This window comes from Mariniphaga anaerophila (assembly GCF_900129025.1).
Taxonomy (GTDB): domain Bacteria; phylum Bacteroidota; class Bacteroidia; order Bacteroidales; family Prolixibacteraceae; genus Mariniphaga; species Mariniphaga anaerophila.
Map to the genome: position 1 here is coordinate 416907 of NZ_FQUM01000001.1, position 24485 is coordinate 441391.

33 protein-coding genes are annotated in these 24485 nt (G+C 41.5%); all 33 read right to left on the reverse strand.

Going from position 1 to position 24485, the window contains the following annotated elements:
• Positions 1-14 precede the first annotated feature (14 nt).
• The 33 genes from secY to BUB08_RS01755 all read right to left on the reverse strand — a co-directional run bounded on the left by secY (position 15) and on the right by BUB08_RS01755 (position 24479).
• Complete coding sequence (secY, locus tag BUB08_RS01590) at positions 15-1349, reverse strand: preprotein translocase subunit SecY (RefSeq protein WP_072998291.1); 1335 nt, start codon at positions 1347-1349, stop codon at positions 15-17.
• Between the two features lie 6 nt (positions 1350-1355).
• The gene (gene rplO, locus BUB08_RS01595) at positions 1356-1802 is read right to left on the reverse strand and encodes a 50S ribosomal protein L15 (protein ID WP_072998293.1); all 447 of its coding nucleotides are present in this window, start codon (positions 1800-1802) and stop codon (positions 1356-1358) included.
• Between the two features lie 23 nt (positions 1803-1825).
• On the reverse strand, positions 1826-2005 hold the full coding sequence (gene rpmD / locus BUB08_RS01600; RefSeq protein ID WP_072998295.1) for a 50S ribosomal protein L30: 180 nt from the start codon (positions 2003-2005) through the stop codon (positions 1826-1828).
• Between the two features lie 7 nt (positions 2006-2012).
• A complete protein-coding gene (rpsE, locus tag BUB08_RS01605; protein WP_072998875.1) occupies positions 2013-2528 on the reverse strand; it encodes a 30S ribosomal protein S5 in 516 nt (171 codons plus the stop codon).
• Between the two features lie 7 nt (positions 2529-2535).
• Positions 2536-2892, reverse strand: coding sequence for a 50S ribosomal protein L18 (gene rplR, locus BUB08_RS01610; protein ID WP_072998297.1), 357 nt, complete (start codon positions 2890-2892; stop codon positions 2536-2538).
• 20 nt (positions 2893-2912) lie between these two features.
• Positions 2913-3470 carry a 50S ribosomal protein L6 gene (rplF, locus tag BUB08_RS01615; RefSeq protein ID WP_072998299.1) on the reverse strand — a complete coding sequence of 186 codons (558 nt, stop codon included), beginning with the start codon at positions 3468-3470 and terminating at the stop codon, positions 2913-2915.
• Positions 3471-3485: 15 nt separating this feature from the next.
• Positions 3486-3893 (reverse strand): 30S ribosomal protein S8, encoded by a 408-nt coding sequence (gene rpsH / locus BUB08_RS01620; protein ID WP_072998301.1) that lies wholly within the window; start codon positions 3891-3893, stop codon positions 3486-3488.
• Between the two features lie 18 nt (positions 3894-3911).
• Positions 3912-4181: a 30S ribosomal protein S14 gene (gene rpsN / locus BUB08_RS01625; protein WP_072998303.1), complete on the reverse strand. Its 270-nt coding sequence runs from the start codon at positions 4179-4181 to the stop codon at positions 3912-3914.
• 3 nt (positions 4182-4184) lie between these two features.
• Positions 4185-4742: a 50S ribosomal protein L5 gene (rplE, locus tag BUB08_RS01630; RefSeq protein ID WP_072998305.1), complete on the reverse strand. Its 558-nt coding sequence runs from the start codon at positions 4740-4742 to the stop codon at positions 4185-4187.
• Positions 4742-5068 (reverse strand): 50S ribosomal protein L24, encoded by a 327-nt coding sequence (rplX, locus tag BUB08_RS01635; protein WP_072998306.1) that lies wholly within the window; start codon positions 5066-5068, stop codon positions 4742-4744. Before rplX ends, rplE begins: the two co-directional genes overlap by 1 nt.
• Before the next feature lie 18 nt (positions 5069-5086).
• On the reverse strand, positions 5087-5452 hold the full coding sequence (rplN, locus tag BUB08_RS01640) for a 50S ribosomal protein L14 (protein WP_072998308.1): 366 nt from the start codon (positions 5450-5452) through the stop codon (positions 5087-5089).
• 2 nt (positions 5453-5454) lie between these two features.
• Positions 5455-5721: a 30S ribosomal protein S17 gene (gene rpsQ, locus BUB08_RS01645; protein WP_072998310.1), complete on the reverse strand. Its 267-nt coding sequence runs from the start codon at positions 5719-5721 to the stop codon at positions 5455-5457.
• Between the two features lie 7 nt (positions 5722-5728).
• A complete protein-coding gene (rpmC, locus tag BUB08_RS01650; RefSeq protein ID WP_072998312.1) occupies positions 5729-5932 on the reverse strand; it encodes a 50S ribosomal protein L29 in 204 nt (67 codons plus the stop codon).
• A 14-nt stretch (positions 5933-5946) separates the two neighbouring features.
• Positions 5947-6369, reverse strand: a complete 423-nt coding sequence (gene rplP, locus BUB08_RS01655; protein WP_072998314.1) for a 50S ribosomal protein L16 — start codon at positions 6367-6369, stop codon at positions 5947-5949.
• Positions 6370-6396: 27 nt separating this feature from the next.
• Positions 6397-7116: a 30S ribosomal protein S3 gene (gene rpsC / locus BUB08_RS01660; protein WP_072998316.1), complete on the reverse strand. Its 720-nt coding sequence runs from the start codon at positions 7114-7116 to the stop codon at positions 6397-6399.
• Between the two features lie 3 nt (positions 7117-7119).
• Positions 7120-7542, reverse strand: coding sequence for a 50S ribosomal protein L22 (rplV, locus tag BUB08_RS01665; RefSeq protein WP_072998318.1), 423 nt, complete (start codon positions 7540-7542; stop codon positions 7120-7122).
• A 34-nt stretch (positions 7543-7576) separates the two neighbouring features.
• Complete coding sequence (gene rpsS, locus BUB08_RS01670; RefSeq protein WP_072998320.1) at positions 7577-7843, reverse strand: 30S ribosomal protein S19; 267 nt, start codon at positions 7841-7843, stop codon at positions 7577-7579.
• 16 nt (positions 7844-7859) lie between these two features.
• The gene (gene rplB / locus BUB08_RS01675; RefSeq protein WP_072998322.1) at positions 7860-8684 is read right to left on the reverse strand and encodes a 50S ribosomal protein L2; all 825 of its coding nucleotides are present in this window, start codon (positions 8682-8684) and stop codon (positions 7860-7862) included.
• A gap of 8 nt (positions 8685-8692) precedes the next feature.
• Positions 8693-8983: a 50S ribosomal protein L23 gene (gene rplW, locus BUB08_RS01680; RefSeq protein WP_072998323.1), complete on the reverse strand. Its 291-nt coding sequence runs from the start codon at positions 8981-8983 to the stop codon at positions 8693-8695.
• A gap of 12 nt (positions 8984-8995) precedes the next feature.
• Positions 8996-9625 carry a 50S ribosomal protein L4 gene (gene rplD / locus BUB08_RS01685; protein WP_072998325.1) on the reverse strand — a complete coding sequence of 210 codons (630 nt, stop codon included), beginning with the start codon at positions 9623-9625 and terminating at the stop codon, positions 8996-8998.
• Positions 9616-10245 (reverse strand): 50S ribosomal protein L3, encoded by a 630-nt coding sequence (rplC, locus tag BUB08_RS01690; RefSeq protein WP_072998327.1) that lies wholly within the window; start codon positions 10243-10245, stop codon positions 9616-9618. The genes rplD and rplC overlap by 10 nt, the downstream gene beginning before the upstream one ends.
• Positions 10246-10265: 20 nt before the next feature.
• On the reverse strand, positions 10266-10571 hold the full coding sequence (gene rpsJ, locus BUB08_RS01695) for a 30S ribosomal protein S10 (protein ID WP_027472457.1): 306 nt from the start codon (positions 10569-10571) through the stop codon (positions 10266-10268).
• A 23-nt stretch (positions 10572-10594) separates the two neighbouring features.
• Positions 10595-12712 carry an elongation factor G gene (gene fusA / locus BUB08_RS01700; RefSeq protein WP_072998329.1) on the reverse strand — a complete coding sequence of 706 codons (2118 nt, stop codon included), beginning with the start codon at positions 12710-12712 and terminating at the stop codon, positions 10595-10597.
• 40 nt (positions 12713-12752) lie between these two features.
• The gene (gene rpsG / locus BUB08_RS01705; RefSeq protein ID WP_072998331.1) at positions 12753-13229 is read right to left on the reverse strand and encodes a 30S ribosomal protein S7; all 477 of its coding nucleotides are present in this window, start codon (positions 13227-13229) and stop codon (positions 12753-12755) included.
• 131 nt (positions 13230-13360) lie between these two features.
• On the reverse strand, positions 13361-13735 hold the full coding sequence (gene rpsL / locus BUB08_RS01710; protein ID WP_072998333.1) for a 30S ribosomal protein S12: 375 nt from the start codon (positions 13733-13735) through the stop codon (positions 13361-13363).
• Between the two features lie 208 nt (positions 13736-13943).
• On the reverse strand, positions 13944-15254 hold the full coding sequence (locus tag BUB08_RS01715) for an HlyD family secretion protein (protein ID WP_139249581.1): 1311 nt from the start codon (positions 15252-15254) through the stop codon (positions 13944-13946).
• Positions 15255-15258: 4 nt separating this feature from the next.
• On the reverse strand, positions 15259-15462 hold the full coding sequence (locus tag BUB08_RS01720) for a four helix bundle protein (protein WP_072998336.1): 204 nt from the start codon (positions 15460-15462) through the stop codon (positions 15259-15261).
• Between the two features lie 40 nt (positions 15463-15502).
• The gene (locus BUB08_RS01725) at positions 15503-17704 is read right to left on the reverse strand and encodes a peptidase domain-containing ABC transporter (RefSeq protein WP_072998339.1); all 2202 of its coding nucleotides are present in this window, start codon (positions 17702-17704) and stop codon (positions 15503-15505) included.
• 175 nt (positions 17705-17879) lie between these two features.
• Positions 17880-18599: a sulfite exporter TauE/SafE family protein gene (locus BUB08_RS01730; protein ID WP_072998341.1), complete on the reverse strand. Its 720-nt coding sequence runs from the start codon at positions 18597-18599 to the stop codon at positions 17880-17882.
• A 3-nt stretch (positions 18600-18602) separates the two neighbouring features.
• Positions 18603-19562 carry a YeiH family protein gene (locus BUB08_RS01735; protein WP_072998343.1) on the reverse strand — a complete coding sequence of 320 codons (960 nt, stop codon included), beginning with the start codon at positions 19560-19562 and terminating at the stop codon, positions 18603-18605.
• Positions 19563-19634: 72 nt separating this feature from the next.
• Complete coding sequence (locus BUB08_RS01740; protein ID WP_245820158.1) at positions 19635-20642, reverse strand: LysR family transcriptional regulator; 1008 nt, start codon at positions 20640-20642, stop codon at positions 19635-19637.
• A gap of 296 nt (positions 20643-20938) precedes the next feature.
• Positions 20939-21952, reverse strand: a complete 1014-nt coding sequence (locus BUB08_RS01750) for a dihydroorotate dehydrogenase-like protein (protein ID WP_072998878.1) — start codon at positions 21950-21952, stop codon at positions 20939-20941.
• A gap of 199 nt (positions 21953-22151) precedes the next feature.
• The gene (locus tag BUB08_RS01755) at positions 22152-24479 is read right to left on the reverse strand and encodes a sodium-translocating pyrophosphatase (protein ID WP_072998347.1); all 2328 of its coding nucleotides are present in this window, start codon (positions 24477-24479) and stop codon (positions 22152-22154) included.
• Positions 24480-24485 lie beyond the last annotated feature (6 nt).

A 24485-nucleotide genomic window follows, 5' to 3' on the forward strand; every position in this document is an offset into this window, starting at 1 on the left:
GACTACTTAATACGTTAAATACCACCACCTGCACGTCCTTTAATCCGGCCCGATTTAGTCAGCCCGTCGTAATGGCGCATCAGAAGATGACTTTCAATTTGCTGCAGTGTGTCAAGCACAACCCCTACAAGGATAAGCAACGAGGTTCCGCCATAAAAATAGGCGAACGACTGGTTGATCCCCATCAGCATGGCAAATGCTGGAAGAATGGTAATTAATCCCAGGAAAATAGATCCAGGGAGTGTAATCCGCGACATAATTGTATCGAGGAATTCCACTGTTTTTTTCCCTGGTTTTACACCGGGGATAAAGCCACCGTTTTTCTTCATGTCTTCTGCCATTTGTGTAGGATTAATGGTAATAGCAGTATAAAAATAGGTAAATGCTACTACCAGGAAAAACTGCACAAAATTGTACCAGAAACCTGTGATGTTAGATAAAGCAGCCGCAACACCACTAAGGTTTTCAGAGTTTGCCACACCAACAATTGTAATAGGCACCATCATAATTGCCTGAGCAAAAATGATGGGCATTACACCTGCAGCGTTAACTTTAAGCGGGATGTACTGACGTACTCCACCGTATTGTTTGTTACCCACAATCCGTTTTGCGTATTGCACCGGTATTCTGCGTGTTCCCTGAACCAACAGAATGGATGCCATAAACACAAGGAAAAGAATAACAAACTCGATAAGAAACATTACAAGACCTCCGCCCTGCTGGCTAATTCTGGAAGCGAATTCCTGAACAACCGACTGAGGCAGTCGTGCAATAATACCAATCATAATGATTAGGGAAATACCATTACCGATTCCTTTATCGGTAATACGTTCTCCCAACCACATTACAAACATTGACCCGGCTGTTAAAATGATAACCGACGACACGGTAAACATGGCGCCTTTTAACGCAAACGCCGAATCGGGTAATTGATAATGCAGGTTAGTCAAATATGCCGGAGACTGGAAAACCAGAATAATTACGGTTAGGTACCGTGTAATCTGGTTTATTTTCCTTCTTCCCGACTCCCCCTCTTTCTGCAACCTCTGGAAATAGGGCACTGCAATACCAAGTAATTGGATTACAATTGAAGCGGAAATGTACGGCATAATTCCTAAAGCGAAGATAGAAGCCTGAGAAAATGCTCCTCCCGAAAACATATCAATCAGCCCCAGCAAACCATCTGATGTTTGATTCTTCAGGTTTTGTAATTGAGCCGGGTCTACGCCGGGAAGAGAAACGAACGATCCTAACCTGTAAATTAAAATAAAAAACAAGGTAGTTCCGATTCGGATTCTCAAATCTTCAATCTTGTAAATATTCTTTAGGGTTTCTATAAATCGTTTCATTACAGTTTAAAGTATTTCGGTTGTTCCTTCGAGTTTTTCGATAGCTTCTTTGGCGCTTTTAGAAAAAGCGTGCGCTTTTACATCAAGCTTAGCGCTCAATGAACCACCGCCCAAAATTTTGATTTTATCATTTTTTGAAGCAATTCCTGCGCTAACCAGAGTCTCTACGTCAATTAAAGTAAGGTCTCTTTTTTCAGCCACTTGTTGTAAAACATCAAGGTTAACACCTTTGTATTCTACACGGTTGAAATTTTTAAAACCCGACTTTGGAACTACCCTCTGTAATGGCATCTGTCCACCTTCAAAACCAATTTTTTTGGAATACCCGGACCTTGATTTCTGGCCTTTGTGTCCGCGAGTGGATGTACCACCGTGACCTGAGCCTTGTCCACGCCCTATGCGTTTGGTTTTTTGTGTAGAACCTGATGCAGGCTTTAATTTACTTAAATCCATAATTTCATCTGTTTGAAATATTGTTATACTTCTTCAACACTAATTAAATGTCCCACTTTATTGGCCATTCCAACCACTTGTGGGGTAGCTTCATGCTCTACAGTTTGGTTCATTTTACGTAAACCAAGGGCTTCCAGCGTAGCTTTCTGCCTTTTGGTTGAGCCAATGCTACTTTTTACCTGTGTAATTTTTATTTTAGCCATAACTGTGTTATCCTTTAAAAACTTTTTCCAATGAAACACCTCTTTGTTTAGCTACTGCATGGGCATCTCTCAATTCCAGCAGAGCTTCCATTGTAGCTTTAACCAAGTTGTGTGGGTTGGATGAGCCTTTGGATTTTGCCAATATGTCTGTAATACCAACGCTTTCGAGCACAGCACGCATAGCACCTCCTGCAACAACCCCGGTACCCGGAGTAGCAGGTTTAATCAGTACATCTGCACCACCGTACCTGGCAGCCTGTGCGTGAGGAATGGTTCCGTGAAGAACCGGAATTTTCATCAGGTTCTTTTTAGCTGCTTCTACGCCTTTGGCAATAGCTGTTGTAACCTCACTGGCTTTACCAAGTCCCCAGCCAACAATGCCGTCTTCGTTTCCAACAACAACAATCGCTGAAAAGCTGAAGGTACGTCCACCTTTGGTTACTTTAGTAACACGATTAATGGCTACCAACCTGTCTTTTAAATCGAGGTCGCTTGTTTTAACTTTTTTACTTAATGTCGCCATAATTATTTCAGAATTTAAGGCCACCCTCACGGGCCGCGTCAGCTAATTGTTTAACTCTACCATGGTATAAATAACCATTTCTGTCGAAAACAACATTTTCAATGCCGGCAGCCAAAGCTTTTTTAGCGATGAGTTTACCAACTAAAGCAGCTTTTTCAGTTTTGTTACCACCTTCGCCAACTACTTCTTTTTCTGTAGAAGAAGCAGAAACAAGAGTGGCTGCATTGATGTCGTCAATTAATTGAGCATAAATTTGCTTGTTGCTCCTAAATACGCTCAAACGCGGACGTTCGGCTGAACCGGTTACGATTTTTCGTACCCGGCTTTTTATCCTTATTCGCCTTTCTGTTTTTGTTAATGCCATAATACCTAATTTTTCAAAAATTATTTAGCGGCGGCTTTACCGGCTTTACGCCTTAATACTTCGCCCACAAACTTAATACCCTTGCCTTTGTATGGCTCAGGTTTACGGAATGATCTGATTTTTGCAGCTACCTGACCGATCAATTGCTTGTCGGAACTTTTTAAAGTAACAATAGGGTTGCTGCGTTTATCAGATAAAGCTTCCACTTTAACTTCGGGTGGAAGTTGAAGATATGTATGGTGCGAATATCCTAAAACAAGGTCGAGGACATTATTCGGTAACACTTCGGCACGGAAACCAACACCTACGAGTTCTAATTTAATTTCGAACCCTTTCGATACACCTTCTACCATGTTGTTAACCAACGAACGATAAAGACCGTGTAACGATTTTAGCTTTTTGGTTTCAGCCGATCTGCTAAAATTGATATGGTTATCTTTTACTTCAACCTCAATTTCAGGTGTTATCTGTTGCTTTAACTCACCAAGAGGTCCTTTTACCGAAACAACGTGGTCTTCGGAAATTTTGATTTCAACTCCTGATGGTATTTCAATGGGTAATCTACCTATTCTTGACATGACCTGTTCCTTTTTTTAATACACGTAACATAAAACTTCTCCACCAACATTTTGCTCGCGGGCTTCTTTGTCGGTAATCACTCCTTTCGAGGTAGAAATAATAGCAATTCCCAAACCATTAAGTACGCGAGGAATACTGTCTCCATTACAATACTGGCGTAACCCTGGTTTACTGATTCTTTTTAAACCTTTAATTGCAGATAGTTTTGTTTCGGGATTGTATTTCAGTGCAATTTTAATGTTGCCCTGAAATCCTTCTTCTTCTTCAAATTTATAATTCAAAATGTAACCTTTATTCATAAGAATTTTGGTCATTTCTTTTTTCATATTTGAAGCAGGAATATCAACCACCCGGTGTTTTGCAAGAATCGCGTTGCGTACTCTTGTCAAATAATCTGCTATTGGATCTGATACTTTACTCATTATTCAAGTCTTTAACAATTACCAACTAGCCTTTTTAACTCCTGGGATTAAACCAGACGAAGCCATTTCGCGGAAATTAATCCTACTGATACCAAACTGGCGCATGTACCCTTTTGGTCTTCCGGTAAGTTTGCAACGGTTGTGCATACGAACTTTAGAAGAGTTTTTTGGCAATTTCTGCAAACCTTCCCAGTCACCTTCGGCTTTCAGCCTGGCCCTTTTCTCAGCGTATTTTTCAACCAGTTTTGCCCTTTTAATTTCGCGGGCTATCATTGATTCTTTGGCCATAGCTTAATTCTTTTTAACATTTTTAAATGGTAAACCTAAGTGTTTCAACAAGGCAAAACCTTCTTCATCTGTTTCTGCCGAGGTAACAAAGGTTATATTCATCCCGTTGATTTTACTTACTTTATCAAGTACAATTTCGGGGAATACAATCTGTTCTGGTACGCCTAACGTGTAGTTTCCGCTTCCGTCCATTTTGCTTTCGATTCCGCGGAAATCACGGATACGTGGCAATGCTGCCGCAATAAGACGATCGAGAAATTCATACATGCGTTCGCGGCGCAAAGTAACGCGCACGCCAATCGGCATTTTCCTTCTCAGTTTAAAATTGGAGATGTCTTTTTTGGAAAGGGTCTGAACAGCTTTTTGTCCGGCAATCATTGTCATTTCAGTTGTTGCAACTTCAATGATTTTTTTGTCGGCTATTGCTGCTCCCACTCCCTGGTTCAACACTATTTTTTCCAATTTAGGAACTTGCATTACTGAAGAGTAGTTAAACTCTTTTTTCAAAGCAGGTACTACTTCTTCCTTATATTTCTTTTTAAGAGTTGGTACGTATGCCATTACTTAATCTCCTCTCCAGATTTTTTCGAATAACGAATCAATTTACCTTTACTTTCATCCATTTTTCTTCCGATGCGGGTGCGTTCTCCGGATTTCGGATCAACCAGCATCAGATTAGAAATATGAATGGGCGCTTCCTGTTCAATAATTCCCCCCTGCGGATTTTGCGCATTGGGTTTTGTATGTTTTTTAATCAGGTTTACGCCTTCCACAATTGCCCTGTCGTTTTTCCGGATTACCTCAAGTACGCGACCTTTCTGGCCTCTGTAGTTGCCTGTAATCACTACCACAGTGTCACCTTTTTTTATGTGTAACTTTTTCTGCATTTTCGAGCATTTTTCTATTTACAGTACTTCTGGTGCTAGCGAAATAATCTTCATGTTCTTGTCCCTTAATTCGCGAGCCACAGGGCCGAAAATACGGGTTCCGCGCATTTCACCGGTGTTGTTTAGCAACACAACGGCGTTATCGTCGAACCGAATGTAAGATCCGTCTGGACGACGAACCTCTTTTCTGGTACGAACAACAATAGCTTTAGAAACAATTCCTTTTTTGACATCGCTGCCCGGAATTGCACTTTTCACTGACACCACAACCATATCGCCAATAGAAGCATAACGTTTGCGTGTTCCACCTAAAACGCGGATACACAAAACTTCTTTAGCTCCACTATTATCGGCAACCGAACATCTAGTTTCTTGTTGTATCATGATTACTTCGCTCTTTCAATTATTTCAACTAATCTCCAACATTTGCTTTTGCTCAACGGACGTGTTTCCATTATTCTGACCAAGTCGCCAATGTTGCAGTCATTTTTCTCGTCGTGGGCACTAAATTTCGTTGTTTTATTAACGAACTTGCCATATATAGGGTGCTTTACTTTACGTTTTTCAGCAACCACAATGGTTTTGTCCATTTTATTGGAAACAACAACCCCAACGCGCTCTTTCCTGAGATTTCTCACTTTATTTTCTTCCATCGCTGAATTAATTCTGGTTATCACTTAATTCCCTTTGACGAAGAACAGTTTTGAGCCGTGCAATATTCTTTTTGGATTCTTGGATTTTCATCGGGTTATCCAACGGAGAAACTGCATGGTTTAAACGAAGGCGAACTAAACTTTCTTTTTCCACCTGTATTTTCTCGACGATTTCTTTAGTCGTCAATTCTTTAATTTCAGACGTTTTCATATTTATTCACCTTTTTATTCTTCAACAAAATCACGCCTTACCACAAACTTTGTTTTAATTGGCAATTTCTGAGCTGCAAGGCGCAGCGCTTCTTTTGCCAAGCTAAACGGTACTCCGTCGGCTTCAAGAATAACTCGTCCTGGAGTAACCGGAGCAACAAATGCTTCAGGTGCCCCTTTACCTTTACCCATACGCACTTCGGCAGGTTTTTTAGTAATGGGCTTATCTGGGAAAATTCGAATCCAAATTTGTCCCTGACGTTGCATATGACGTGTAACCGCAACCCTTGCTGCCTCAATCTGGCGACCGGTGATCCACGCTTCTTCCAACGATTTTATTCCAAATGAACCGAATGCCAGTTGATTCCCGCGTTGGGAATTACCTTTCATGCGGCCCTTTTGTACTCTTCTGAATTTTACCTTTTTTGGCTGTAACATCCTTAATACATTATAAGTGTTATACCACTATTTTCTTCTTCTGTTGCGGCTACCGCCACCAACACCTTTACCTCCGTGATGACGGGCTTGTTTTTGCCCTACATTTGGAGAAAGGTCCCGGTTACCGTAAACCATTCCTTTACAAATCCAGACTTTTACACCAACAAGTCCGGTTTTAGTAAGCGCTTCGCCTAAAGCATAGTCGATATCAGCTCTCAGGGTATGTAACGGAGTACGACCGTCTTTGTACATTTCTGAACGTGCCATTTCAGCGCCATTCAGCCTGCCTGAAACCAATACTTTAATACCTTCGGCTCCCATCCTCATGGTAGAAGCGATAGCCATCTTCACAGCCCTGCGGTAAGCAACCTTACCTTCGATTTGCCTTGCAATGTTGTTGGCAACAATTTTGGCATCGAGTTCAGGACGTTTGATCTCGAAAATGTTGATCTGAACTTCTTTATTGGTAATTTTTTTCAGCTCTTCTTTCAGTTTATCAACTTCCTGTCCGCCTTTACCAATAATAATACCTGGGCGAGAAGTATGCACCGTTATGGTGATAAGCTTCAAGGTACGTTCAATAACGATTCTTGAAATGCTTGCTTTTGCCAAACGGGCATTCAAATATGTTCGAATTTTGTGATCTTCGGTCAGTTTGTCGCCGTAATCGTCACCACCGAACCAATTTGAGTCCCATCCTTTGATGAAGCCCAAACGATTTGAAATTGGATTTACTTTTTGTCCCATGTACTACTGATTAAGATTTTCTTCAACAACACTTTCTTTCCTGTCTACGTAAAGAGTAACGTGGTTCGAACGTTTTCTGATCCGGTGTGCACGACCCTGGGGAGCCGGACGTAGCCTTTTCAAAATACGACCTGAATCAACCATTACTGTTTTTACGAATAAGTCACTTTCCTCTAAACGAACTCCTTCGTTTTTAGCTTGCCAGTTGGCAATAGCCGAAAGGAGGAGTTTTTCTACCCTGCGCGATGCCTCTTTTGAGGAGTATTTCAAAACATCTAACGCTTTATTCACCTCCATGCCGCGGATAGAATCGGCTACAAGCCTCATCTTTCTTGGTGAAGTAGGGCAGTTTCTTAAAACAGCATAATATTGTTGTTTTTTTTCTTCTTTTCTTTTATCTGCTGCTAATCTTTTTCTGGCACCCATTCTTTTCTCTTTTTAAAATTTACTGACATTATGCCTACCTTTTGTTACCAGCATGACCCCTGAAGGTACGAGTAGGTGCAAATTCACCTAAACGATGACCCACCATATTCTCGGTAACGTATACCGGGATAAACTTATTTCCGTTATGAACGGCGATGGTATGGCCAACAAAGTCAGGAGAAATAACTGAAGCTCTGGCCCAGGTTTTTACTACCGATTTTTTCCCGCCATCATTCATAGCAAGAATTTTTCTTTCAAGTTTAAAATCGATAAAAGGCCCTTTTTTTAATGAACGACTCATAATTCTTTCTCTTTAACTATTTTTTCCTACGTTCAACAATGTATTTGCTGGAAGCTTTCTTTTTGGAACGGGTTTTATACCCTTTAGCGAGCAATCCTTTACGTGAGCGTGGGTGTCCTCCTGAAGAACGGCCTTCTCCACCACCCATTGGGTGATCAACCGGGTTCATTACAACACCACGTACGCGTGGTCTTCTACCTAACCAACGAGAACGACCGGCTTTACCAGAGCGTTCGAGGTTGTGCTCAGCATTTCCAACAGTTCCAACAGTTGCTCTGCAGGAAGTGAGTACCATACGAGATTCGCCTGAAGGTAATTTTAATACAGCGTATTTACCTTCACGAGAGGTCAATTGCGCATAGGCGCCTGCACTACGTGCCATAATTCCGCCCTGTCCGGGGCGAAGTTCAATGTTGTGAACCAATGTTCCAAGAGGAATATCAGATAATGGGAGAGTATTTCCTATTTCAGGTTCGACACCGGCACCGCTTTTTAGCGTTTGCCCAACTTGCAATCCGTTAGGCGCAACGATATACCTTTTTTCGCCATCTTCGTATTGAAGAAGTGCGATACGGGCAGAACGGTTCGGATCGTACTGAATAGAATCGACAACAGCGGCAACACCGTCTTTATCGCGTTTGAAATCGATAATACGGTATTTGCGTTTGTGTCCCCCACCTATATACCTCATGGTCATGCGGCCCTGGTTGTTCCTACCTCCAGATTTCCGCAGGGGCTCCAACAATGATTTTTCAGGTGTAGATGCAGTAATGGTATCAAAGGCGCCAATAATTTTGTGCCTTTGACCCGGAGTTACTGGTTTCAATTTTCTTACTGCCATTTTTATAATTAAATATTACTGTAAAAATCTATACTATCTCCTTCGACCAATGTAACTATGGCCTTTTTATAAGCAGTAGTTTTTCCGGTAATAATCCCAGACTTGGTATAACGTGATTTCATTTTACCACCATATACCATTGTGTTAATAGAATCTACCTTAACGTTGTAAAGGCTTTCAACCGCATTTTTAATTTGTGGTTTCGTAGCCGCTTTTACAACAACAAACCCGTAACGGTTGAACCGTTCGGACTGCTCATTCATTTTCTCGGTAACCAATGGTTTTATTAAAATATCCATTTTTTAATCGCCTTAAAGTTTAAATGCTTCTTCTATCTTCTTCACAGAACCTTCGAGAAGAACAATAGATTTTGCGTTCAAAATTTGGTATGTATTTAATTCAGAAGCAATTACAACCGAAACATCCTGTAAATTTCTGGACGACAAATATATATTATTATTTTCGGCTGGTAAAACGAAAAGTGACTTTTTATCAGCAATTTGCAAATTACTTTTTATTGTCACGATTTCTTTTGTCTTTGGAGCTTCCAAATTAAAATCTTCAAGAACCAGGATACTGTTTTCGCGGGCTTTGTATGTTAAAGCCGATTTCCTGGCCAACTGTTTAACCTTTTTGTTCAGTTTAAACTCGTAGCTCTTGGGGCGTGGTCCGAAAACGGTACCACCACCACGAAATACGGGTGACTTTATGCTACCGGCACGTGCAGTACCTGTACCTTTTTGCCTTTTAATTTTGCGGGTACTTCCAGAAACATCTGCACGTTCTTTAGCTTTATGTGTTCCCTGACGTTTGTTTGCCAGGTACTGTTTTACATCCAGATAAATTGCATGGTCGCTTGGTTCTACCCCAAATATCCGGTCGTTTAAAGTAATTTTACGTCCGGTTTCTTTCCCTTCTTTATTCAGTACACTTAGTTCCATTGTTTCCTAATAATTAAGTATGAACCTTTGGCGCCAGGCACTGAACCTTTCACCACTAACAAATTCTTCTCAGGAATTACTTTCATCACCATCAGGTTTTCAATGGTAACATTATCGTTACCTGTTCTTCCGGCCATGCGCATTCCTTTAAAAACGCGGCTTGGCCAAGATGATGCACCGATAGAACCTGGTGCGCGCAACCTGTTGTGCTGACCGTGGGTTTGATCGTTAACCCCTCTAAAGTTGTAACGTTTTACAACCCCCTGAAATCCTTTACCTTTAGAAACTCCAACTACATCAACATAATCCATTTCCTGGAATATGTCAACAGTAACAACTTCTCCCAGTTGGAATTCGTCCTGGTAGGTGTCTTTAAATTCAACTACTTGGCGTTTTGGCGTTGTTCCGGCTTTTTTAAAGTGCCCGAATTCTGCTTTCGTGGCTCTCTTTTCTTTTTTCTCGCCGTAAGCAAGCTGTAACGCGTCGTAGCCTTCTTTTTCCTTGGTCTTAACTTGTGTAACCACACAAGGACCGGCTTCAATCACAGTGCATGGGATGTTTTTCCCCTCAACACTGAATACGGATGTCATTCCGATTTTTTTTCCAATAATACCAGCCATTTCGACTACTTTTTAAATTATCAAACTTTAATTTCTACTTCGACGCCACTGGGTAATTCCAGTTTCATTAATGCGTCGATTGTTTTTGCCGTTGAGCTGTAAATGTCGATCAAACGTTTGTAAGATGACAACTGAAACTGTTCCCTTGATTTTTTATTTACAAAGGTAGACCGCAAAACAGTGAAAACCCTTTTGTGTGTAGGTAGCGGAATAGGACCGCTAACTACAGCACCAGTAGTTTTTACAGTTTTAACAATCTTCTCAGCCGATTTGTCAACCAGATTGTGATCGTACGATTTCAGCTTAATTCTGATCTTTTGGCTCATGATGAGAACTCTGTTAAAAATATTTATAATAAATCAACTTTTCCCTGTACATTTTCCAGTACTTTCTCTGCGAGGCTCTTCGGAACTTCCTGGTAATTGGAAAATTCCATAGATGAAGTAGCCCTTCCGGAAGATAAAGTACGTAAAACGGTAACGTAACCAAACTGCTCTGACAATGGAACTTTTGCATGAACCACGCGGGCATTTCCTTTAGTTACCATTCCGGTTACTTCTCCACGACGACGGTTTAAGTCGCCAATAATATCACCCATGTATTCTTCCGGAGTAACAATCTCCAGCTTCATTATAGGTTCGAGTAACTTCGGACCAGCTTTTGATGCTGCTTTTCTGAATGCCTGACGAGCACAAATTTCGAACGACAGCTGATCTGAATCCACCGGGTGGAATGAACCATCAAGCAGTGTTACTTTTAAGCTGTCAACAGGAAATCCTGCAAGCGGGCCATTTCTCATAGCTTCTGTAAAACCTTTCTGAACAGAAGGTATATATTCACGCGGAATGTTTCCGCCTTTTACCTGATCGATAAATTCCAAACCAACTTTTCCTTCATCGGCAGGTTCAATTTTAACAACGATATCAGCGAATTTACCACGACCACCGGTTTGTTTCTTGAATACTTCACGTAAATCTACCAACTGGCTGATAGCTTCTTTGTATGCTACCTGTGGAGCGCCCTGGTTACATTCTACTTTAAATTCCCTGCGAAGACGATCGATAATAATTTCGAGGTGTAACTCACCCATTCCACGAATAACGGTCTGACCAGAATCCTGATCAGTGTTTACTTTGAAGGTCGGGTCTTCTTCTGCTAGTTTAGAAAGACCATTTGATAACCGATCGATATCTTTCTGAGATTTTGGCTCAACTGCAATACCGATTACCGGTTCCGGGAAATCCATGCTTTCAAGTACAATCGGGCTTTTCAAATCGCACAGCGTATCGCCTGTGCGAATATCTTTGAACCCAACTGCGGCACAAATATCTCCAGCTTCAATTATGTCCTTCGGATTTTGTTTGTTTGAATGCATCTGATACAAACGCGAAATCCGTTCTTTTTTACCGGTTCTTGTATTCAGAACCTGAGAGCCGGATTCGATTTTACCAGAGTAAACACGGATGTATGCCAAACGGCCGACAAACGGGTCTGTAGCAATTTTAAATGCCAAAGCAGTCAGCGGTTCATTTACATCTGCAGTACGTGTTACTTCTTTATCAGTATCAGGATTAACACCTGTAATATGTCCATTATCAATCGGACTTGGAAGGAAAGCACAAATTGCATCGAGCAAACGCTGGATTCCTTTATTTTTAAACGCCGAACCACACATCATCGGAATAATAACTCCCTGGATAGTTGCACGACGAATAACGGTCAACATTTCCTCTTTGGTGATGGATTCCGGATCGTCAAAATAGCGTTCCAGAAGTGCATCATCAACTTCGGCTACTGACTCAACCAGCTTACCACGCCATTCTTCAGCTTGTTCCAACAAATCAGCCGGAATTTCTTCCAAACTGTAATTGGTTCCCATTTTTTCATCATCAAACCAGCGTACTGCTTTCATTTCGATAAGGTCAATAACACCTTCGAAACTTTCTTCTGCACCGATCGGAATCTGAAGAGGAACCGGATTTGCACCTAATTTTTCTTGAATTTCAGCATAAACATTAAAAAAGTCAGCTCCCTGACGATCCATTTTGTTTACGAAAGCAATTCTAGGAACACCATATTTTTCAGCCTGGCGCCACACGGTTTCAGACTGTGCTTCAACACCACCCACTGCGCAAAACAGTGCAACAGCTCCGTCGAGAATCCTCAACGAACGTTCAACTTCCACTGTAAAGTCAACGTGTCCGGGGGTATCAATAATATTAATCTTATGATGAATATCTTTGTAATTCCAGAACGTAGTAGTTGCAGCCGAGGTAATTGTAATTCCCCTCTCCTGCTCTTGTTCCATCCAGTCCATTGTAGCAGAACCGTCGTGTGTTTCACCCAGGCGGTGTGTTAAACCGGTGTAATACAAAATACGTTCTGATACGGTAGTTTTGCCCGCATCAATATGGGCCATAATCCCAATATTCCTTGTGTCTTTCAGATCTTGTTTAGTAGTACTCATTTTACCAATATTCTAATCCTTACCATTAACTATATCTAAACTAAAATCTGAAGTGTGCGAATGCACGGTTAGCCTCAGCCATACGGTGTGTATCTTCTTTCTTTTTGAAAGCTCCACCTTCACTATTGAATGCGGCTACAATTTCAGCTGACAGCTTATCTGACATTGATTTACCTGAACGTTTGCGAGCAAACAAAATCAGGTTTTTAATACTGATGGCCGTTTTTCTTTCGGGCCTGATTTCCATAGGAACCTGAAAAGTTGCACCCCCAACACGGCGGCTTTTTACTTCCACTGCAGGAGTAACGTTTTCGAGGGCCTTTTTCCAAATTTCAAGCGGAGAAAGCTCTGTATCTTTCACACGTTGTTCTACGAGGTTAAGCGTATCGTAAAAAATGGTGTAAGCCACAGACTTTTTACCGTCCTGCATTAAATCGTTGACAAACCGGGTTACCAAAGTGTCATGAAATTTTGGATCCGGTAGAAGAATTCGCTTCTTTGGTTTTGTCTTTCTCATTTTTAATACTTTTAGTGTTATTTAAATTGGTTGCTAAAAAGCGGCCTTCAGCTTATCTTCGGAAGACTTGAAAGATTTACTTACTCAACCAAACCACTGTAAATAACGATTTTACAACTAAACTTTAATTATTACTTTTTCGGTTTTTTTGCGCCATATTTTGAACGACGTTGTAAACGCCCTTCAACTCCGGCGGTATCAAGAGCACCTCTTACTAAGTGGTAACGTACACCAGGAAGGTCTTTAACCCTGCCGCCACGTACCAAAACTATGGAGTGTTCCTGCAGGTTGTGGCCTTCTCCCGGAATATAAGCATTCACTTCTTTTCCGTTGGTAAGCCTTACCCTGGCTACTTTACGCATAGCCGAATTCGGTTTTTTAGGTGTTGTGGTGTAAACACGTACACACACCCCACGCCTCTGTGGGCATGAATCAAGGGCAGGAGACTTACTGGTCTCCACCTTGCTTTGTCTTCCTTTTCTAACTAACTGTTGAATCGTTGGCATAAATACCTGTTTTTATTTATTAATAATCAATCCAAAAAATGGATTGCAAAAATATGCTAAATTTCAATATCTACCATGTTTTCAGCGGCAAAAAACAGTTCTCCCCTGAAAAAACGGCACGCAAAAGTACTAATTTTGAGGAAAGAACAAACCTTTTCGTTCTTTTTTTTCAAAAAATTAAGATTGGAAAGTGTAATAAGTGAAGGGATTACATCCGTTCTCTCATTATCGAAACCAGGGGTTCAATCAGCCGTTCGAGCAACCGGCGGTCTTTAGTTACAATTTCTGCCTCCCCCTGCATCTCCTGATTAAACGGAAGTTCTCTGTTGTAGTTAGTTACCAGACTATTTTCAAGCGAAATTTCGGCGGTATAAAATGCACCTTTATCAGTTATCACGGGAACCATAGAAATGTTGGTCACCCGGCCGCTAACTATTCCATATTCGATATGCGGATAATTGTCGAGTTTTATGTTTACTCGCTGTCCTACTTCTACCTTTCCGGCACCTGCAATGGGTACTGTCGCCCGGCCAATTATTGTTTGTTCCTTTTCCGGAACCACCGTAAAAACTACATCTCCGGCATTTATAAACTGATTGGGACTCCAGACGCTGGTAAATGTTATCCGTCCCTGAATCGGGGTTTTCAGAACATAAAGTTGCTCCCATTCTTTCAACTGATTGTTCAAGTTATCATAACGCTCTTTTAGTGTGGCAAGCAACTGGCTCCCCGCTTCAGCTTTCAACACTTCCTGCTCCTGAATTTGCTGCTGTAGGTTATTCATTGTAATCTGCGTATTGGCCAGCCCGGTCATCGCATTTTGGTACGAATACTTTTGTTTCAACATAGCCGCTTTCGACTTTTCATAATCCACTTCCGACATAATTTGCTGACGATACAGCGTGGAATCACGATAAAACTGATTAAAAGCCAACTCGTAGTCCTGCCTCAAAACCACAATCTGGTCTCTCGAACGTTCAAAGTAATTTTTGTAATCCTGCACCTGTTTCTGCAACGATTCAATACGCTGATTGTATGGGTTGTATGTCAGAAACGTCTGATAACTGCGCAACTGGCTTTCAAACGATGACAAATACGGATGATATTGCCCTAAACTGTAATGTTCTGAAAACGAAATTTCGTTAAATTGAACGGGAGAATTAAACCATAAACCGATGGTTTGAAGCTTTTCCAAAAGGCGATACGCATCTTTGTAATTTGCCGTATTTTCAACCACTCCCAAAATTTCATCAGATTCCACATGTTGGTTGTTCTCAACAAAAAGCTGATCGAGTTTGCCGTTTGATTTAGCCACAATCTGCACCGGAGGATTTTCGGAGAGAATAGTTACCCGCGCACTAATTATATCAGGGTATTTATAAAAGTAACTGCCCGTAAGCAACACCAAAACCACAAGTAACATAATAGTAATTCCCCATCGGATTATCCACCGGGGCGGAGTGCCTAAAATTTCCTGCACCTCCTCTGAACGCAACTCTATGTGATTATTATCTGACAAATTGTTAAACTGTTAAATTATGGTGCTGTAAATACCGGTAAAATCCTTCAAAAATATTAGCAGAAATTGAATCAACCGCTCTGGCAAACTGTCTTCCGATTGCATCCTTTACAAAACAATCTCTTTTGATAACAACCTTCCAAGCTTCGTCTGAAAAATCAAAAGACTTACTGTAAGCACTTATTTTTTGAATTGAAAGACAACTCATAATGTTATTCCATTTTGTAATATTTCAATTTCACAAATTATCAATTTCCCAACTCCAACTGATTTTTCACCAACTCATAATATGCGCCTCTTTTTGCAGCCAGTTCGCTGTGAGTTCCTGTCTCAACAATTTCGCCTTTATCAAGCACAACAATAAGGTCCGCATTTTTCACAGTGCTCAATCGGTGTGCGACTGTCACCACGGTGCGTCCCTTAAAAAAGGCGGAAAGATTTTCCATAATCACCTTTTCGTTATTGGCATCCAACGCATTTGTTGCTTCATCGAAAAAAAGATACCGCGGGTCTTTGTACACAGCACGGGCAATTAAAATACGTTGTTTCTGCCCCTGACTCAAGCCGGTTCCCTCCTGCCCTATTTTGGTGTTGTACCGCAGCGGGAGGCTCTCAATATATTCACCAATGTTTGCTATTTCAACGGCACGGCGCAACTTTTCCCGATCCGGAAAATCGTCGGCTACCGCAATATTGCTGGCTATCGAATCGGAAAAAATAAACCCGTCCTGCATAACCACACCGCAGTTGCTACGCCACATCTCCATATTGAACTGCTGCAGCCCAATTCCACCAACTTCAATTTTACCTTCGTACGGTGGATAAAAACCAAGCAGCAATTTAACCAGGGTTGTTTTTCCGGAGCCGCTGGCTCCCACAATGGCAGTTACTTTATTTTCTGGAATTGTCAGATGAATATTATTAAGAACGCGTGGCGACTTTGGCCCTTCGTAATGAAAAGAAACACCTGAAATTGAGATGTCTTTTCGGGAAGGCAGCTCATTGTTTTTCTGAACTTCCGGATTCTCTTCATCATCGTGCTGGTGAATTTCGCCAAGCCTTTCCAAACTTATTTTTGCATCCTGCCCGGCCTGAACAAAACCGATAAACTCGTTAATCGGCCCATTTAACTGGCCTATTATATATTGTATGGCCATCATCATCCCAAGAGTCATATTTCCCTCGACCACGCCTTTTGCAGCAATAAACGAGATGAGAATATTTTTTACCTGATTGATAAAAATTGACCCGGCCTGCTGGTTCTGATTCAACATAAGCCCTCTTACGCTCACCCGAAACAATTTGGCCTGAATACGTTCCCACTCCCATCTCTTTTGTTTCTCGCAGTTGTTCAGTTTAATTTCCTGCATTCCGGTAATCAACTGATAAACGTTGCTCTGATTGGCCGATGCTACGTTGAACTTCTTGTAATCGATCTCTTTTCGCTTTTTCAGAAACAAAAGAATCCACAGCACATACAAAGCGCTTCCTGCATAAAAAATAAGAAGGATAGCCCAGTCGTAGTAAGCCATTACAAAACTGTAAATGATAAAAATAAAAATGCCGAATGACATACTGACCAGATTCTCGGTAAGAAAACTCTGAATACGCTGGTTATCGTCTATTCTTTGCCTGAGGTCGCCAATCAGTTTGGTATCGAAAAACCGTATCGGCAACTTCATCAGTTTTATAAGAAAATCGGAAATAAGCGAAATACTTACCCGAGCACTGGTGTGGAGCATAATCCAGCTTCGAATAAACCCAACGGCAGTTTGACTTGCCGTTAGCACCAACTGCGCAACAAGCACCAGCACAATAAAGCTGAGGTTATTTGTGGTGATACCAACATCAACAATTGCCTGTGTCAGAAAAGGAAAAATAAGGCTCAGAATACTACCGGTAAGAAAACCCAGCAAAAGCTGTGTAATCAGTTTTTTATATGGTTTCAGGTACGAAAAAAGGTAACCGAAACCGGTTTTGTTCACCTTCTCACCTTCTTCCACATAAAAATCGGATGTTGGCTCCAAAAGCAGGGCAATTCCTGCCAGGCTGCCATCCTGCTGCGTAGAAGCCCAATATTTAACAAAATCTTCCTGAGTGTACTTAATCAATCCGTGAGCCGGATCAGACACAAAAAACTCGGCATCGTCCCTGCCTTTTCGTTTTACTTTATAAAGAACAACAAAATGATTCTGAGTCCAGTGAACTATAGCCGGGAAAGGTGCATCCTTCAGTTGCTCAACAGTTATGCGCACGCCCTGCGTACGAAATCCGATTTTTTCAGCAGCATCGCTTATAGTAAGTAGAGAAACCCCCTCACGGGTTTTCCACGTCAGTTCCCGAAGTGTTTCCAGATTGTAGTGTTTCCCAAAATATTTCGCAACGATCCGCAGGCACGTGGGACCACAGTCCATTGCATCGGGTTGCAGATAATGCGGGAATTTTGGCATAGCTACGTTTTGAACCCGAAAGATAGGAAATTGATTTTAAAAACACACGATACTTTTGGGCTTTCAAACCCCCTTTTTTCCAATGTTATGTTAGAAAAAAATATCTGCTTATCATTTCATCCTGTTTGCGTCCACCAAAATAATATTCTGTAAAATTGAGTCCCTAACCGCCAGGTTAATTAATAATAAGCAGAACACTTAATATCAAGGTAAGAACAATATTAACCGACTGAAAACTCACCATCGACATTCGGGTGTTTAACTTTTTTCCGAAAACGGTTCCAGCCAGAAGAATTGGTGTAAATATTAACGAAGTTTTTAGTGTTTGCGCTGTAATCATTCCGGCGCGAAAATACCCGGCAATTGCTATTGTTGCCGTAATTACACTAAACGCTGCGAATATTTCGCGGAACTTTCTGTTGCTTATGTTTGCCCGGTTCAGAAACAGAGCCAGCGGCGGGCCGCTAACCGAAACAGCTCCTGTTAAAAAACCGATAAATGCACCTGCTGCAAGATACGCAAAGGTGGGCATCCTGTTATCCTTCCGCTTTTTCCTCAAAACGGAATAGAGTGTGAGAATAATAAATAGTACGCCCGAAAGATGCACCAGAACTTTTCCATCAGAAGCACTTAATGCAAGTACCCCGAAAACGGTAAAAACACCTCCTGCCCCAATTAACAAATACGACTGTTTATCGAGAAGTTTGTGCTCCTTTTTCTGGAGGACAATCATAATGGAAGCAATTAAATTGCAAATCATTAAAACCGGAATAATCTCCTTGGGAGCGTACCACATGAGCAACAGCGGAAACGAAAAAAGTGCAAAACCAAAGCCGGTTATTCCTTTTATCAAACTTGAAAATATAATTATTACAATGATCCAGATATTTGGCATCTTTTAACGTGTTAAGAAAAACAGAGAACCGGCGGCAATAACTGCCCACAATGTAATACCAAGCGCAAAGCTTTTTACCCCCGACTGTTTTATTTGTTTAATGGTGATGTTTGAACCAATCAGAAATAAAGCCACTACCATTCCTCGCCTGCCTAACCAGCTAAAGTGTGCGTAACTCGTATTAAACGACGGGAAAAAATTGGCAAATACAATTGCCAGAGCGAACAGCAAAATAAACCACGGAAATTTAATGCGCTTTTTTTCGCTGCCTTTGTTTAAAAACACAACTACCAGCGATAACGGTATTATCCACAACGCTCTGATTAATTTAACCGTAGTAGCAATTTGCAAGGCTTTTTCGCCATAAATGGCTCCTGCTCCAACCACAGAGCTGGTATCGTGAATTGAAATGGCTGCCCAGTTGCCAAAAACCTCCTGGCTCAAGCCCAGTTTATGTCCCACAAACGGAAATAAAAACAAGGCAACTGCGTTTAAAACAAACACCACAATTAACGCAAATGAGTTTTGGTAACTTTTACTGTTAAGAATTGGAGCAACGGCAGCAATGGCACTTCCTCCGCAAATGGCGGTGCCCGAAGCAATCAGCAATGTTATGTTTTTTTCTACCCCGAAAATTTTGCCCAGTAAGATTCCCAAAAGCATTACCGTTGTAACGGAAAACACGGTTTCGATAAAACCGCTTTTTGATGCTGTAATTACTTCGCCCAGACTCATTCCAAATCCCATCAGCACAATGGAAAGCTGAAGAACCTTCGATGTGTAATTATGTAAACTCTCGTGTTTTATTCCGATAAGGGAAAGCACTATTCCTATAAATAATGCAATCGCAGGAGAAACAAACGGCAGAAAACAAACGCCGATTATAACAAAATACAGCCAGTTTAACTTTTCATTTCTTCTTTCGATTTCAACCGGGACACTAATTGTTGTAAGTCTTTTCATGCAGAATTTTTTTTCTGCAAAAGTAGCGGCCAGTCATAATCAAAACAAATACCGATTTTTTATCAGCAATAACTATATGTTATAAGCAAAAAGAAAATTCTCGAACAATTCAACCTGCCGGCTTTTGTGCCCCATTTTGTAAGCGATGCGAAATTTACGCGGAATGGTAAATCCGGTCACTTTCAGTTTCACAAGTGTTTTCAGGTACAGCTCGGTCTGAACGGCTTTTTCGGACACAATGGCAACCCCGTCAAAATCCAACAAAAAATTTTTGATGGCCTCTGTGCTGCCAAGATGAATAAATGTATTCAGTTTTTCGAAACCGATTCCTTGCTGCAAAAGTGCCTGCTGAATCACTTCAAGCGTTCCGGATCCCTGCTCTCTCAGCACAATCGGAAACTGCACCAGATCGTCTTTACTGATGGTTTCCCGCTTAGCGTAAACACTGTTTTTTCCGGTAACAACAATTAATTCGTCATCTAAAAAATATTTGTACCGAATGCCAGATTGAGACGAATAATTTTCGACAAGCGCCATGTCAACCTCATTATTAAGCAACAATTTTTCCATCTCAAACGAGTTGCCGTTCATCAGCAAAATCCGAATTTTGGGATATCGTTTGTGAAACGAAGCAATAACTTTTGGAATAACGTACTGTGAAATTGTTGAACTTGCACCGATAATAAACTCACCGGAAAAGCTATTGTGCATCTGCCCTATTTCGAAATCGAGATTCCGGTATTTCTGCTCAATTTGTTTAAAAGCGTTGTAGACTTTTTCGCCGGCTTTTGTGAGGTAAATTTTATTCCCCTTGCGCTCAAAAAGATTGGTATGATACCGTTCTTCTATTTCCTTGATATGCATGGTAACAGCAGGCTGGCTAATATTCAACCCTTCTGCAGCCCTGGAAAAACTCAGGTTCTCGGCCACCGACAAAAAAACAATATCTCTGTAATCCACTGTACTTTTTTCAATAATATTATTCTGTAAAAATACCAAAAGAAAACGGTTTCGGGGAATGGAAAACAGGCACCCGACAAATAGTTCTCTGTCATTTCCAATCTGTCCCTGAAAAGCCATCCAATTATCGTTCGTACAACAGTCTCATTCATTGGCCTACTCTTTTGTTAGACAAAAAGCTAAAATCCCTGCTTCGGACGTGTGTCAACCACCTCTGTTGCCCAGCTAATATTCTTCCGGCTTTTCACTGAAACAAACCGGTAACTTGCTCTAAACATAAACGGAATTGTTGGCAGTATCAACTCGCTGACAATAATCCACTTTCCTTTTTTGAAAAAGCAAACTATGTAAAAAATAAGAAAGCTGCTCAAACAGTTGTTTTAAGCAGCTTTTCCATGTTTATAGTAATTACAAAACTATACCATCGGGTACTTTTTGAACACATCGTCAGATTTCATCAAAATATCCACATACTGGCCACGCTGGTACACAAAAGGATCTTTCAAATTTTTGCGCGACAATTTTCCCCTGAAATCGTCAAGCGTTTTGTATTCGTGTTCGTCCATCCAATTACTCAGATCCTTTAGAATCTCGGTAACCACTTCAGGTTTATTTTTATAAATTGTACTTACTAACTGCACCGTATCGGCTCCTGCAAGCACCAGTTTTATTACATCTTTGGCGTTGTAAACTCCCCTGCTGGCACAAATGCTGCCATCCAGATTTCCATACAATAAACCGGCAAAACGCAAAGCCATCAGGTGGTCTTTCCGGTTGCTCAAATTCCACGGGAAATAAAATTCTTCGGCATCAACATCCACATCGGGCTGAAAAAACCGGTTAAATAGCACGTAGGCGTCAGCGCCTGCTTCGTCAACCTTCTTAATAAAATTAAGCGGGTTGGTGTAAAACAGACTTATTTTTACACTTACCGGAATATTAACTGCCTGCTTAACCGCCCGAACAACCTGCACCTGCTTGTCTTCAATGGACTGGCCTGAAACTTCGAAATAACCGGGAACAGCATACAAATTCAGCTCCAGCCCATCAACTCCTGTCTTTTCAAGTTCTTTCGCGTATTCTATCCAGGTTGGTTCGTAAATGGCATTCAGGCTTGCAATTACCGGAATACTCACGCTTTTCTTCAGCTTTTCCAAATTAAACAAATGTTCCTTAGGACCGGCATGTTCAATTACCGGAAACAAACGTTCCATCTCCGCATTACGGTATTCGTATTCGGCCAAATCTTCAGACATCTGAAGGTCTTCGAGTTGAACCTGTTCTTCAAAAAGCGATTTATATACAATAGCACCTACTCCGGCTTCTTCGAGTTGTTCGGGGACACCTGGTTTTACCACCAGATTATTTGAACCCAAAATCAAAGGATTCTTCAGTTTTATACCCATATAGGTAGTAGAGAGATCTGCCATATTCATTGATTTTTAGTTAATACTCATATTTAAAGTAACTAAATATAAAAAGATTTTGTTCAAGAACGGACTCAATTTGCCGGCAATTTATTTTCGATATTTTCGATACCCGATTTAAACCGGTGATTAGCCGTACTTTCACCAACAAAAAAGCCACCTGCATTAACTACAGATGGCTTTTCTCTTCAGTCAACATTTATTAGAGAAGACTTAATGTAACAGTTAAACCGGCCATTACAACCGAAACCATTGTCATAAGCTTAATCAGAATATTTAATGAAGGCCCCGAAGTATCCTTAAACGGGTCACCAACAGTATCGCCAACTACGCCAGCTTTGTGCGCTTCTCCGCCCTTTCCACCGTAATTTCCTTTTTCAATAAACTTTTTGGCATTGTCCCATGCACCGCCGGCATTATTCATATAAACAGCCAGGGTAAAACCGGAAGTTAAACCGCCGGCAAGCAATCCCACAACGCCGGCAACTCCCATTGTTGCACCAACAACTACCGGAACAATAATAGCTACCAGCGAAGGCAGCAACATTTCGCGTTGTGCACCTCTTGTTGAAATTTCAACACATTTTGCATATTCAGGAACAGCTTTGCCTTCCAGAATACCTTTTATTTCGCGGAACTGACGACGTACTTCTTCAACCATTGCGCCGGCAGCACGACCAACTGCTTTCATGGTCATTGCACTAAATACAAACGCCATCATGGCTCCAAGAAAAAGACCTCCGAGGAACAATGGATTGAACAGCGTAATGTCGTATGCAGCTGAAAAATCTTTTACAGATGCAGCTGAAATTTTAACGGTTCTCACTCCTTCTTCTACAGCAGGAACAACATCGTTATAAAAAACATAGCCACCTTTGGTAACAAATCCTTCTCCGGTTTTAGCAATTTTATCGAACCAAAGACGAACTTCTTCCATGTAAGCCGAAATAAGCGCCATTGCCGTAAGTGCGGCAGAACCAATTGCAAAACCTTTTCCTGTAGCAGCAGTTGTATTCCCCAGCATATCAAGCGCATCGGTACGTTCGCGCACCTGCGGATCGAGTTCTGCCATTTCAGCGTTTCCTCCTGCGTTATCCGCAATCGGACCAAAAGCATCGGTTGCAAGGGTAATTCCCAAAGTAGAAAGCATTCCAACAGCGGCAAAACCAATTCCGTAAACGCCCATGGCAAAATGCTGTGCACCGCCGGCTGCCCAAAATGCGCCCATAATACCTAAAACAATAGTCACAACAGGAATCCAGGTTGAATACATTCCAACGGCAATACCGTCAATAATAGTAGTGGCAGGCCCCTGCTGTGCCTGTTTTGCAATACCTTTTGTAGGCTTATATTCATCTGAAGTATAATACTCGGTAGCCTGGCCAATAATTACCCCGGCAGCAAGACCGATAACAACAGCCCAAAAAACGCCCCAGGTTACCCAACCAAGCATAACCAAACCAATCATGGCAATCAGAATTAACAGCGAACTGCCTCCGGTTCCCAACAACAGTGCGTTAAGCAGGTTCTTCTGCGTAGCAGACTCTTTGGTACGAACCATAAAAATTCCAATAATGGACAGGATAATTCCGATGGCTGCAACAACCATTGGCGCCAAAACTGCCTGGTATGCAGTTAAACCGGCGTCTTTCATAACCAATGCAGGCAACGAAGCTCCTAATGCAGCAGTTGCCAAAATAGAACCGGCATACGATTCATACAGGTCGGCACCCATTCCGGCTACGTCACCAACATTATCACCAACATTATCGGCAATAGTAGCGGGGTTACGCGGATCATCTTCCGGAATACCGGCTTCAACTTTACCAACAAGGTCGGCACCCACGTCGGCAGCCTTTGTATAAATACCACCACCCACACGTGCAAATAACGCCTGCGTAGAAGCACCCATACCAAAAGTTAACATGGTTACTGTTATCTCTACCAATTTCGCTTTTTCGCCAACTTCGCTAATAACACCGTTTACTACATATTCAGGATGTGCATGAACGAAATCCAGTCCCAGAAAATGCAATCCGTTGGCCATGTTATCGGGAGTATAAACCAGGTCGTTCAGAATTAAAAACCAGGCTGCAATATCAAGCAATGCAAAACCAACAACCACGAGGCCCATAACGGCGCCACTGCGGAAAGCTACCTGCAACCCTTTATTTAACGACTGCGATGCTCCGTGCGCTGTACGTGCAGAGGCAAATGTTGCAGTTTTCATTCCGAGAAAACCACAAAGCCCTGAAAAGAAACCACCGCTAAGAAACGCGATTGGCACAAACGGGTTCTGCACATTAAAGTAGGCCATAATTGTGAGAAGTATAAATAGAATGACAAAAACAATAGTCACCACTTTATACTGCCTCTTTAAATAGGCCATGGCGCCTTCACGAACGTATTGCGCAATCTCTTTCATGCGGGGCGTTCCCTCTGAATTCTTCATCATCGATTTGAAGAACACCCACGCAAAAGCCAAAGCTAATAACGAAGCAAATGGAACTAAAAAGAAAATATTACTCATATAATG

Bases quoted from the DNA above. Each gene is read 5' to 3' on its own strand.
- BUB08_RS01755 (WP_072998347.1), bottom strand. From the start codon at position 24,479: ATGAGTAATATTTTCTTTTTAGTTCCATTTGCTTCGTTATTAGCTTTG.
- rpsC (WP_072998316.1), bottom strand. From the start codon at position 7,116: ATGGGACAAAAAGTAAATCCAATTTCAAATCGTTTGGGCTTCATCAAA.
- rpsL (WP_072998333.1), bottom strand. From the start codon at position 13,735: ATGCCAACGATTCAACAGTTAGTTAGAAAAGGAAGACAAAGCAAGGTG.
- rpsS (WP_072998320.1), bottom strand. From the start codon at position 7,843: ATGAGTCGTTCATTAAAAAAAGGGCCTTTTATCGATTTTAAACTTGAA.
- rpsH (WP_072998301.1), bottom strand. From the start codon at position 3,893: ATGAGTAAAGTATCAGATCCAATAGCAGATTATTTGACAAGAGTACGC.
- rplW (WP_072998323.1), bottom strand. From the start codon at position 8,983: ATGGATATTTTAATAAAACCATTGGTTACCGAGAAAATGAATGAGCAG.
- rpsN (WP_072998303.1), bottom strand. From the start codon at position 4,181: ATGGCCAAAGAATCAATGATAGCCCGCGAAATTAAAAGGGCAAAACTG.
- rplB (WP_072998322.1), bottom strand. From the start codon at position 8,684: ATGGCAGTAAGAAAATTGAAACCAGTAACTCCGGGTCAAAGGCACAAA.
- BUB08_RS01725 (WP_072998339.1), bottom strand. From the start codon at position 17,704: ATGCCAAAATTCCCGCATTATCTGCAACCCGATGCAATGGACTGTGGT.
- BUB08_RS01720 (WP_072998336.1), bottom strand. From the start codon at position 15,462: ATGAGTTGTCTTTCAATTCAAAAAATAAGTGCTTACAGTAAGTCTTTT.
- rplR (WP_072998297.1), bottom strand. From the start codon at position 2,892: ATGGCATTAACAAAAACAGAAAGGCGAATAAGGATAAAAAGCCGGGTA.
- BUB08_RS01735 (WP_072998343.1), bottom strand. From the start codon at position 19,562: ATGAAAAGACTTACAACAATTAGTGTCCCGGTTGAAATCGAAAGAAGA.
- rplV (WP_072998318.1), bottom strand. From the start codon at position 7,542: ATGGGTGCCAGAAAAAGATTAGCAGCAGATAAAAGAAAAGAAGAAAAA.
- rpsQ (WP_072998310.1), bottom strand. From the start codon at position 5,721: ATGGAAGAAAATAAAGTGAGAAATCTCAGGAAAGAGCGCGTTGGGGTT.
- BUB08_RS01750 (WP_072998878.1), bottom strand. From the start codon at position 21,952: ATGGCAGATCTCTCTACTACCTATATGGGTATAAAACTGAAGAATCCT.
- rplF (WP_072998299.1), bottom strand. From the start codon at position 3,470: ATGTCAAGAATAGGTAGATTACCCATTGAAATACCATCAGGAGTTGAA.
- secY (WP_072998291.1), bottom strand. From the start codon at position 1,349: ATGAAACGATTTATAGAAACCCTAAAGAATATTTACAAGATTGAAGAT.
- rpsG (WP_072998331.1), bottom strand. From the start codon at position 13,229: ATGAGAAAGACAAAACCAAAGAAGCGAATTCTTCTACCGGATCCAAAA.
- rplO (WP_072998293.1), bottom strand. From the start codon at position 1,802: ATGGATTTAAGTAAATTAAAGCCTGCATCAGGTTCTACACAAAAAACC.
- rplE (WP_072998305.1), bottom strand. From the start codon at position 4,742: ATGGCATACGTACCAACTCTTAAAAAGAAATATAAGGAAGAAGTAGTA.
- BUB08_RS01730 (WP_072998341.1), bottom strand. From the start codon at position 18,599: ATGCCAAATATCTGGATCATTGTAATAATTATATTTTCAAGTTTGATA.
- rpsE (WP_072998875.1), bottom strand. From the start codon at position 2,528: ATGGCGACATTAAGTAAAAAAGTTAAAACAAGCGACCTCGATTTAAAA.
- rpmD (WP_072998295.1), bottom strand. From the start codon at position 2,005: ATGGCTAAAATAAAAATTACACAGGTAAAAAGTAGCATTGGCTCAACC.
- fusA (WP_072998329.1), bottom strand. From the start codon at position 12,712: ATGAGTACTACTAAACAAGATCTGAAAGACACAAGGAATATTGGGATT.
- rplP (WP_072998314.1), bottom strand. From the start codon at position 6,369: ATGTTACAGCCAAAAAAGGTAAAATTCAGAAGAGTACAAAAGGGCCGC.
- rplC (WP_072998327.1), bottom strand. From the start codon at position 10,245: ATGGCTGGTATTATTGGAAAAAAAATCGGAATGACATCCGTATTCAGT.
- rplX (WP_072998306.1), bottom strand. From the start codon at position 5,068: ATGCAGAAAAAGTTACACATAAAAAAAGGTGACACTGTGGTAGTGATT.
- rpsJ (WP_027472457.1), bottom strand. From the start codon at position 10,571: ATGAGCCAAAAGATCAGAATTAAGCTGAAATCGTACGATCACAATCTG.
- rplN (WP_072998308.1), bottom strand. From the start codon at position 5,452: ATGATACAACAAGAAACTAGATGTTCGGTTGCCGATAATAGTGGAGCT.
- rpmC (WP_072998312.1), bottom strand. From the start codon at position 5,932: ATGAAAACGTCTGAAATTAAAGAATTGACGACTAAAGAAATCGTCGAG.
- rplD (WP_072998325.1), bottom strand. From the start codon at position 9,625: ATGGAACTAAGTGTACTGAATAAAGAAGGGAAAGAAACCGGACGTAAA.
- BUB08_RS01740 (WP_245820158.1), bottom strand. From the start codon at position 20,642: ATGGCTTTTCAGGGACAGATTGGAAATGACAGAGAACTATTTGTCGGG.